This is a genomic window from Streptomyces sp. DI166 (assembly GCF_900091315.1).
GTDB lineage: Bacteria > Actinomycetota > Actinomycetes > Streptomycetales > Streptomycetaceae > Streptomyces > Streptomyces fuscus.
Genome location: NZ_FLSP01000096.1, coordinates 22319 through 31670 on the forward strand (window position 1 = coordinate 22319; position 9352 = coordinate 31670).

At 72.8% G+C, this 9352-nt stretch carries 8 protein-coding genes; 2 read left to right on the forward strand and 6 right to left on the reverse strand.

What is annotated here, in order from left to right; translation table 11 throughout:
• Positions 1–44 precede the first annotated feature (44 nt).
• Positions 45–791, forward strand: a complete 747-nt coding sequence (locus GA0115233_RS32815) for a DUF6227 family protein (RefSeq protein WP_093723972.1) — start codon at positions 45–47, stop codon at positions 789–791.
• A gap of 20 nt (positions 792–811) precedes the next feature.
• On the opposite strand, the gene GA0115233_RS32820 is transcribed toward GA0115233_RS32815, so the two are convergent.
• The 5 genes from GA0115233_RS32820 to GA0115233_RS32840 all read right to left on the reverse strand — a co-directional run bounded on the left by GA0115233_RS32820 (position 812) and on the right by GA0115233_RS32840 (position 7276).
• Complete coding sequence (locus GA0115233_RS32820) at positions 812–1063, reverse strand: hypothetical protein (RefSeq protein WP_093723973.1); 252 nt, start codon at positions 1061–1063, stop codon at positions 812–814.
• 109 nt (positions 1064–1172) lie between these two features.
• Positions 1173–3467 carry a PTS fructose transporter subunit IIABC gene (locus tag GA0115233_RS32825; RefSeq protein WP_093723974.1) on the reverse strand — a complete coding sequence of 765 codons (2295 nt, stop codon included), beginning with the start codon at positions 3465–3467 and terminating at the stop codon, positions 1173–1175.
• Between the two features lie 250 nt (positions 3468–3717).
• Positions 3718–4665: a 1-phosphofructokinase gene (pfkB, locus tag GA0115233_RS32830; protein ID WP_093723975.1), complete on the reverse strand. Its 948-nt coding sequence runs from the start codon at positions 4663–4665 to the stop codon at positions 3718–3720.
• Entirely contained in the window at positions 4662–5423 is a 762-nt protein-coding gene (locus GA0115233_RS32835; RefSeq protein WP_093723976.1) for a DeoR/GlpR family DNA-binding transcription regulator, read from the reverse strand. The genes pfkB and GA0115233_RS32835 overlap by 4 nt, the downstream gene beginning before the upstream one ends.
• Before the next feature lie 236 nt (positions 5424–5659).
• The gene (locus tag GA0115233_RS32840) at positions 5660–7276 is read right to left on the reverse strand and encodes an MFS transporter (RefSeq protein ID WP_093723977.1); all 1617 of its coding nucleotides are present in this window, start codon (positions 7274–7276) and stop codon (positions 5660–5662) included.
• A 63-nt stretch (positions 7277–7339) separates the two neighbouring features.
• Here GA0115233_RS32840 and GA0115233_RS32845 point away from each other — a divergent pair, with 63 nt between their 5' ends.
• Positions 7340–8314: a helix-turn-helix transcriptional regulator gene (locus GA0115233_RS32845; RefSeq protein ID WP_093723978.1), complete on the forward strand. Its 975-nt coding sequence runs from the start codon at positions 7340–7342 to the stop codon at positions 8312–8314.
• A 57-nt stretch (positions 8315–8371) separates the two neighbouring features.
• Here the strand turns inward: GA0115233_RS32845 and GA0115233_RS32850 are convergent, their stop codons facing one another.
• A complete protein-coding gene (locus GA0115233_RS32850; protein ID WP_369691387.1) occupies positions 8372–9160 on the reverse strand; it encodes a TetR/AcrR family transcriptional regulator in 789 nt (262 codons plus the stop codon).
• Positions 9161–9352 lie beyond the last annotated feature (192 nt).

The following is a 9352-nucleotide window of genomic DNA, read 5'->3' on the forward strand; positions in this document are numbered from 1 at the left end:
GGTATGCACCCACAAGGTGACATGCAGCAACGCCGGGAGAAGCCTTGAGCGTTCCGTACGAGACGGCAGCGTACGAATCCCATGAGTCGCCGGAGTCTCCGGAGGAGCACCTCGCGCGACTGCTCGGCCGTGCCCTGAACTCCTTCGAACTGCCCGACGAGGTGATACGGCGACTGGACTGCGCGCTGGCGCACGACAGTTCCCTGCACTCCGCGCACCACAGCGCGGGCCGGCACCGTGAGACGTACCGGCACACCTGGCTGCTCGCCGACGGCTCGGCGCTCACCCTGTGGGAGCTCGTCCACAACACCGCGCCGGGCAGTGCGCCGCAGCACGAGGTGTACGTGGACGAGGAGGAGCTGCGTGCCGCCACCGCGCGCCTGCCGTTACCGCCGGACGCACCGGACTTCGAGCTGCCGGTGACGGTGCAGCTGTCGCCGGTGCACGCGCCGCGCCACACGTACGTGCCGGACGACTCCGCCGATCACGCGCGCCGGCTCCTGCGCCGCGCGGAGAACACCGACCGGCCGGGCGCGCACACCGCCGCGCTGCTGAGCACGGCGTTCGCGCACCAGATCACGCAGGCCTTCGGGCGCCCGTGCCGGGCGGGGCGCGCTGCACTGTGCTTCTCGCTCTACGAGCACGCCTTCCTGCTGCGCGACGGCACGGAGGTCTCCCTGTGGGAGGTCGAGCACACGGCGACGCCGGACGGGCGGCACATGTGCGAGGTGTACGTCTCCGAGGACGCGGCGCGGGACGCGATGGAGCGGCGGGCGGCGCAGGTGCCGTGACGTGCGCCGGGGCGCGCGGCTCAGCGCCCGTCGCTGAACTGCCGCACCAGACCGGCGAAGGCGTCCTGTTCGGCCGGGGTGAGCTGCACCGACTCCAGGTGCGGGCCCGCCTGCCGCGGATGCGGGAGCGCGGACAGCGCGGAGTCGGCCGACCGGGCGGCGTCGGGGCGGACGGCGCGCAGGACGCGGGCCAGGCTGATCGCCCAGACGACGGTCAGAAGGGCGAGCAGGCACACGCCCAGCAGCTGGAAGATCGAGACGTCCTCAGGCATGCGCCCCAGTACACACCACGGTCCGGGACTTTGACCCCGGACCGTGATGTATCTCGCAGGTGCCGTGAACCACTCACAGCTTCTTAATAGGGGCACCTCACCCCGATGTTCAGGCCGCCACCGGCTGCTTCTTGGAGTCCGTGGACGCCGCCTCCGTGCCGGTGCCGGGCCCGTTCGGCGCGGCGCTCGCGGCAGGCTTGCGCATGCCCTTCAGGACGATCACCAGGGCGGTGGTGACACCCACGCCCGCCGCGATGGCGACCAGGTACAGCAGCGGGTTGCCGATCAGGGGGACCACGAAGATGCCGCCGTGCGGGGCGCGCAGGGTGGCGCCGAAGGCCATCGAGAGCGCGCCGGTGACCGCGCCGCCCGCCATCGAGGCCGGGATCACGCGCAGCGGGTCCGCCGCGGCGAACGGGATGGCGCCCTCGGAGATGAAGGAGGCTCCCAGGAACCAGGCGGCCTTGCCGTTCTCGCGCTCGGTCTGGGTGAAGAGCTTGCCGCGGACGACCGTGGCCAGCGCCATCGCAAGGGGCGGGACCATGCCGGCGGCCATCACCGCGGCCATGACCTGCATCGCGGAGTCGCTCGGGTCGGCGACGGCGATGCCGGCCGTGGCGAAGGCGTACGCGACCTTGTTGACCGGGCCGCCGAGGTCGAAGCACATCATCAGGCCGAGCAGGATGCCGAGAAGGACGGCGTTGGTGCCGGAGAGACCGTCGAGCCAGTCCGTCATGGCCTCCTGGGCCTTGGCGATGGGCTTGCCGATGACGACGAACATCAGGAATCCGACGATCGCCGAGGAGACCAGCGGGATCACCACCACCGGCATGATGCCGCGCAGTGCCGTCGGGATCTTCAGCCGCTGGATCGCCATCACGACGCCACCGGCGATCAGACCGGCCGCCAGGCCGCCGAGGAAGCCCGCGTTGATGGTCAGTGAGATCGCGCCGCCGACGAAGCCGGGCACGAGACCCGGCCGGTCCGCCATCCCGTAGGCGATGTAGCCGGCCAGGACCGGGACGAGGAAGCCGAAGGCCACGCCGCCGATCTGGAACAGCAGGGCGCCCCAGCTGTCGACCTGGGTCCAGTCGAAGTGGTCCATCACCGACGGGGCCTTGTTGATCTCCCAGCCGCCGATGGCGAAGCCCAGGGCGATCAGCAGACCGCCCGCGGCGACGAACGGGACCATGTAGCTGACGCCGGACATCAGCCACTTGCGGAGCTTGGTGCCGTAGCCCTCGCCGGGCTCACCGGCGCGGTCGACCGGCGTACCCGCGCCCGCGGGCGCCCCCGCGCTCACCTCCCCGCGCGCCGCCTTCTCGCGCACCTCCGCGATGAGTTCGGCGGGGCGGTTGATGCCCGCCTTCACACCGACGTCGACCGTCGGCTTCCCGGCGAAGCGGTTCTTCTCGCGTACCGGGACGTCGTGCGCGAAGATCACGCCGTCCGCCGCGGCGATGACCGCCGGGTCGAGCCGGGTGAACCCGGCCGAGCCCTGGGTCTCGACGACGACTTCGACGCCCGCGTCGCGTCCGGCGTTCTCCAGGGACTCGGCCGCCATGTAGGTGTGGGCAATGCCGGTCGGGCAGGAGGTGACGGCGACGATGCGGAAGGGGCGCTCGGCGGGGGCGCCCGGCGCCGGGGCGGTTGCGTTCTCGACGTCCGCGCCCGGCGCCGGGGCCGTGTTGCCCGCTGCGGCGTCGACGGAGGCCGCCCCCGACACCGCAGCGGAGTTCGTAGTGCCGCTCTGCGCGCCGCGCGCGCCCCCAACTGCGCCGCGCACACCCTCGGAAGCGCCGTCCGACGCGCCGTGCACGCCCCCAGCCGCAACCCCGGCCGCGCCCACAGCGCCCACAGCGCCCACAGCGCCACCAGCGCCCACAGCGCCCGCAGTACCTTCAGCGCCGCCCGCGCCCTCACCGGCACCCTCACCAGCGCCCTCAGAAGCGCCACCCGGCACCGCATCCCCCCGAATCAGCGCCGCCGCCGACCCCGCGTCGCCCACGGCCCGCAGCGCGTCCGTGAACTCCGTGTTCATCAGTTGCCGTGCCAGAGAGGACAGGATCGTGAGGTGGGCGTCGTCCGCGCCCGCCGGTGCCGCGATCAGGAAGATCAGGTCCGCGGGCCCGTCCGCCGCGCCGAAGTCGATGCCGGCCGCGCTGCGCCCGAAGGCGAGCGTGGGCTCGGTGACGTGTGCGCTGCGGCAGTGCGGGATGCCGATGCCGCCGTCGAGTCCGGTCGGCATCTGGGCCTCGCGCGCCGCCACGTCGGCCAGGAAGCCGTCCAGGTCGGTCACCCGGCCCTGGGCGACCATGCGCTCGGCGAGGGCGCGGGCCGCGGCTTCCTTGGTGTCGGCGGACAGGTCGAGGTCGACCAGGTCCGCGGTGATCATCTCGCTCATCGCGGGCTCCTTCGCACGCGTATCGCCCGGGGAGTGGGGTGGGCGGGGGTGGGGACGGGGGTGCAGTGGGGGGAGGGAGGGGAGGCGGGGTCGGGGAAACCTCGCCTCCCCGGGCCGGCAGGACGGCTCAGGGAGTCCTGCCGACGGCCGGAAACCGACGCACGACCGCGGGCCGCGGCGAGTAACGGAGAGTCTCGCCGCTCCGGTCGCGGCGTGAGCGGGGCCGGTGCCGGACGGAGAGCGGGGTTCGTCATGGCACCGGCTCCTTCAGCGCGCGGTCCATCGGCACCTCCGCCGTGACGGTGACGGCGGAGAGGTCCAGGTCGCCCGGCGACGGCATCACACTGCCGGGCAGTTGTACGGCGGCGGCGCCGTGCGCGACGGCGGACGCGAGCGCCTCCGGCCCGCTGCCGCCCGCGATCAGGAATCCGGCGAGCGAGGAGTCGCCGGCGCCGACGTTGGAGCGCACGGCGTCCACGCGCGCGCTGCCGAACCAGGCGCCCGCGCCGTCCACGAGCAACTGTCCGTCCGCTCCCAGGCTCGCGAGCACGGCGCGTGCGCCCATCTCGCGCAACTCCTCGGCCGCCTTCAGCGCGTCGCCCACCGTCGACAGGGGGCGCCCGACGGCTTCCGCGAGCTCCTCGGCATTCGGCTTCACCACATCGGGCCGCTCGCGCAACGCCTCCAGCAGCGCACGCCCCGAGGCGTCCAGAGCGATGCGCGCGCCCCCGGCGTGCGCCCGCGCGACCACGCGGGCGTACCACTCCGGCGCGAGCCCACGCGGCAGGCTCCCGCAGCACGCGATCCAGTCCGCGTCACGCGAGTGCGCCCGCACCGTCTCCAGCAGCAGTTCCTGCTCCTCGGCCGACAGTTCCGGCCCCGGCGCGTTGATCTTCGTCAGCACGCCGTCCGACTCCGCGAGCGCGATGTTGGAGCGGGTGGCTCCGGCGACCGGTACCGGCGCGACCTCTATGCCCTGCGCGTCGAGCAGATCCGCCACGAGCGCCCCCGGCGCACCACCCAGGGGCAGTACCGCGACCGTGCGCCGCCCCGCGGCCGCGACGGCGCGCGAGACGTTCACTCCCTTGCCGCCCGGGTCCATGCGCTCCCCCGTGGCGCGGATGACCTCGCCGCGGTCGAGGGAGGGGACCTCATAGGTGCGGTCCAGGGAGGGGTTGGGGGTGACGGTGAGGATCATGCGCGTACTACTTCCGTGCCGCCGCGCTCGATGGCGGCGGCGTCTTCGGGGCTCAGCCCGCTGTCGGTGATCAGCAGGTCCACGTCGCTCAGGTCGCCGAAGCGGGCGAAGTGCTCCTGGCCGTGCTTGGTCGAGTCGGCGAGCAGCACCACCCTGCGCGCCGCGGCCACCGCCGCGCGCTTCACGGCGGCCTCGGCGAGGTCGGGGGTGGTCAGGCCGTGGTCGGCGGAGAAGCCGTTGGCGGCCACGATCAGGACGTCGGCCCGGATCTCGCCGTACGCCCTCAGCGCCCAGGCGTCCACGGCGGCGCGGGTGCGGTGGCGTACCCGGCCGCCGACGAGGTGGAGCTGGATGCCGGGGTGGTCGGCGAGGCGGGCGGCGATGGGGAGGCTGTGGGTGACGACGGTGAGGGACGCCTCCAGCGGTATGGCACCCGCGAGGCGTGCGACCGTCGTACCGGCGTCGAGGATCATCGTGCCCTCGGCCGGGAGTTCGGCGAGGGCCGCCTTGGCGATGCGGTCCTTCTCGTCGGCGGCGGTGGACTCGCGTTCGGCGAGGTCGGGTTCGAAGTCGAGGCGGCCGACGGGGATGGCGCCGCCGTGCACGCGGCGTACCAGGCCGACGCGGTCCAGGGCCTTCAGGTCCCGGCGGATCGTTTCCGCGGTCACCTGGAACTGCTCGGCCAGCGACAGCACGTCCACCCGGCCGCCGTCACGCGCGAGCCGGAGGATCTCCTGCTGCCGCTCCGGTGCGTACATGTCCGTTCGCCTCCGACCAATGCCCGAACCTGTGGATTGCCTCGGAGGCTACGCCCAGCCGGACGGAAAGTAAACAGGTTCGGGCATCATTCGGGCAGGAACGGAAATGAGTCCACACTCGGCCGGGCAGAACCAGAAATCCACCGCCCGCACACCCCGCACCCCCGGGCACGCGGAAGGGCCCCGCGCCACCGCGCAGGGCCCTTGCTCCAGATCCGAGTACGGACGGGCCGACCTCAGCCGACGACCACCGGCTCCCGGGCCTCACTCTCGCCCGCCGCCACCACGTCCTCCGAAGCCTCCGCGTCCTCAGCCGACCCCTCGGCCCCCTCCAGATGCAGCGCCGGCTTCCGAGGCAGCGCGAACATCAGCAGGAAGATCGCACCCATGACCACGGCCACCCAGACCAGAGCGCTCTGGAAGGCGTCCGCGAAGGCCGACCCCACGAAGGCCCGAGCCGCCTCGCCGGAGGCACCGGCGGCCTCACCGGACGCCCCGTCGCCCAGCCGGTCGTCCAGCACTCCGAAGAACACCACCGACACCAGCCCGAGCCCCAGCGCGTTGCCCATCTGCATCACGGTGTTGATCAGCCCGGACGCCGAACCCGCGTGCTCGCGCGGCACCTCGGAGAGGATCGCGTCGGTCAGCGGGGCCACGATCAGGCCCATCCCCGCGCCCATGACGACCAGCGGAAGCGCCATCTGCCAGGGCTCGATGCCCAGGCCGTACCGCTCCGACTCCCAGATGTAGAGCAGGACGCCCAGCCCCATCAGCAGCGCGCCCGCCTGGAGCACACCGCGCCCGAACCGCGGCACCAGCTTCTGCACCGAAAGACCGGCGGCCGTGGAGACGGCGAGGGAGAACGGCACCCCGGTCAGACCCGCCTTCAGCGCGCTCCAGCCCAGGCCGATCTGCATGTACAGCGTCCACACCAGGAAGAAGATGCCGAGCGCGACGCCGAACACGGTCTGTACGGCGATCCCCGCGGCGAAGCTCTTCACCCGGAACAGGGACAGCTCGATCAGCGGCGACCCGTCCCGCGCGCGCTTGCGCCGCTCGTACGCCACCAGCACCGCGAGCACGACCAGCGAGCCGGCCATCGCCACGTACCCCCACACCGGCCAGTCCAGCTCGCGGCCGCGGGTGAGCGGGTAGAGCAGCATGAGCAGGCCGAGCGTCACCAGGCCCACGCCCACCAGGTCCAGCTTCGGGGCCCGGGCCGCCTTGGACTCGGTGATGAAGCGGCTGCCGAGGATCAGACCCACGATGCCGACGGGCAGGTTGATCAGGAAGATCGGGCGCCATTCCAGACCGAAGAGGTTCCACTCGGTGAGCAGCGCGCCCAGCAGCGGTCCGCTGACCGCGCCGAGACCGACGATGGCGCCGAACAGGCCGAACACCTTGCCGCGTTCGTGCGCGGGGAAGGTCGCGTGCACGATCGACAGCACCTGCGGCACCATCAGCGAGGCCATCGCGCCCTGGAGGATGCGGGAGGCGACCAGCATCTCCGGGTTCGCGGCGAAGCCGCACAGCGCGGAGGCGATGGTGAAGCCGCCGATGCCGATGAGGAAGAGCCTCTTGCGGCCGTGTATGTCGCCGAGACGGCCACCGGTGATCAGGCCCGCGGCGAAGGCGAGGGCGTAACCGGCGGTGATCCACTGGATCTGGCTCTCGGTGGCGCCGGCGTCCTCCTTGATGGACGGGATGGCGATGTTGACGATCGTGACGTCCACGAGGTCCATGAACGCCGCGGTCATGACGATGGCCAGCGCGAACCAGCGCCGCCTGTCTCCGACGGAAGCCGTCGCGTCGGTGGTCTTCCCGTCTTCGACGGGTGTCGTCTCTTGGGTCATGTGAAGCACAGTAGAACCCCATTAGGTCAGATCGTGTCCTAGTCGTCGGGCATCCTCGGATCCATGACGACAGACACCCCGGCACGGCTCCTCCAGCTCCTCTCCCTCCTCCAGACGCCCCGCGAATGGCCCGGCGGCGAGCTCGCCGACCGGCTCGGGGTGTCCCGGCGCACGGTGCGGCGGGACATCGACCGGCTGCGCGAACTGGGCTATCCGGTGCAGGCGACCAAGGGTTCCGACGGCGGCTACCGCCTGGTCGCGGGCACGGCGATGCCGCCGCTGGTCCTCGACGACGAGGAAGCGGTCGCCATCGCGGTCGGCCTGCGCGCGGGCGCCGGGCACGCGCTGGAGGGCGTGGACGAGGCGTCGGTGCGCGCGCTCGCGAAGCTGGAGCAGGTCCTGCCCGGCCGCCTGCGCCACCGCGTCGCCACACTCCAGGCCGCCACTACCCCGCTGACCAGCGGCGACGGGGCGTCGATCGCGCCGGAGACGCTGACCGTGATGGCGTCGACGGTGGCCGGACGGGAGCGGCTGCGGTTCGCGTACCGCGCGGGCGACGGCACGGAGTCGCGGCGGCTGACCGAGCCGTACCGGCTCGTCTCCACCGGCCGCCGCTGGTACCTGGTCGCCTACGACCTCGACCGCGAGGACTGGCGGACCTTCCGTGTCGACCGCGTCAGCGAGCCCTTCGCGACCGGCGCCCGCTTCGCGCCCCGCGAACTGCCGACGGGGGACGCGGCCGAGTATCTGCGGCAGTCGATGTACCGGCGGCAGGAGACGTACGAGTTCGTGGTCACCTTCGCCGCCCCGGCCGACTTCATCGCGGCCCGGCTGCCCAAGTGGGTGGGGGCGCCGGAGCCGATCGACGACCGCACCTGCCGCCTGCGCGCGACGACGGGCGACGCGGTGGAGTGGATGGCGGTACGGCTGGCCATGGCCGACTGCGAGTTCACCGTCCACGAACCCGCGGAACTGGTGCAGTGTGTACGGGACTTGGGGGGCCGCCTGACCAGGGCGGCTGCGGCAGAGGCGAACTGAGCGAGCGTCAACCGGGACACGCACAGAACCCGTAGAAGCCAAGAACCCCCAGAACTCCTAGCCCCCGCGCGCCACTTCCCCCCACGGAAAGTCCCGCAGCACCGCCAGATTCCGCAGGGCCAGTTCGGCCGGCCCTTCCGGTCCCTCCAGCCGTGCCCGGCCCGCCGCCCAGGACTCCACGGCCACCCGTACGGCCGCCCCGGCCACGGCGGCCGCGAACCTCAGCTCGGGCCGACCGGCAACGTTGTCCGACCCATGCCCGGCATCCTCGGCCCCGCCGCCCAACTCCCCCACGCCCTCGCCCCCGCCGCCCAACTCCCCCACGCCCTCGCCCCCGCCGCCCAACTCCCCCACACCCTCGGCCCTGCCGCCCCCCAGCCGCTCCGCCAGCACCTGCGCCAGCGTCTCCTCCGACAGATGGCAGACCTCCGCCCACACCTTCCCCAGCGCGGGACTGGACCCGGCGAGCCGGATCAGGGGGCGCACCCATTCCCAGGAGGAGGCCGAGGCGGCGGTCCCGGGGGTCAGGGTGTGGCGTACCGCGTGCTCCAGGGCCTCGGGTACGGACAGGTGGGAGGGGGCGAGCAGTACCGCCTGGACCCAGCGTTCGGCGCCGGCCGCGTAGAGGGGGGCGACGGCCTCTTCCTTGGTGGCGAAATACCGGTAGAAGGTGCGCGGGGCGATACCGGCGGCGTGGGCGATGTCCTCGGCGCGGGTGGCGCGCAGGCCCTGCCGGACGAAGAGGGCGGCGGCCGAGCGGGCGATCTGCATACGCGTCTCCGCCTTGCGCCGCTCCGTCAGGGAGGGTGTGATGGCGGAGTTTGGTACGGGGGTGGGGCTACTCACACTCGGCAGGCTATGCCCATGTGACACAATCTGCCATCCGGTGGGCCACCCCGGGGTTCAGGTACGGGGTGGCCCACCTCTCCAGCGTGTCCAGGCAAGAACCGTGCCCGTACCTCCGCACGCAAAGGAGCCGGACCCCGGCGCCCAGGGGGGTGAGGGCGCCGAGACCCGGCTCGGGAGAGTCCCGGCGCC

Excerpts from the sequence above, each read along its gene's own strand:
- GA0115233_RS32820 (WP_093723973.1), bottom strand. The coding sequence starts at position 1,063 with ATGCCTGAGGACGTCTCGATCTTCCAGCTGCTGGGCGTGTGCCTGCTC.
- pfkB (WP_093723975.1), bottom strand. The coding sequence starts at position 4,665 with ATGATCCTCACCGTCACCCCCAACCCCTCCCTGGACCGCACCTATGAG.
- GA0115233_RS32840 (WP_093723977.1), bottom strand. The coding sequence starts at position 7,276 with ATGACCCAAGAGACGACACCCGTCGAAGACGGGAAGACCACCGACGCG.
- GA0115233_RS32845 (WP_093723978.1), top strand. The coding sequence starts at position 7,340 with ATGACGACAGACACCCCGGCACGGCTCCTCCAGCTCCTCTCCCTCCTC.
- GA0115233_RS32825 (WP_093723974.1), bottom strand. The coding sequence starts at position 3,467 with ATGAGCGAGATGATCACCGCGGACCTGGTCGACCTCGACCTGTCCGCC.
- GA0115233_RS32835 (WP_093723976.1), bottom strand. The coding sequence starts at position 5,423 with ATGTACGCACCGGAGCGGCAGCAGGAGATCCTCCGGCTCGCGCGTGAC.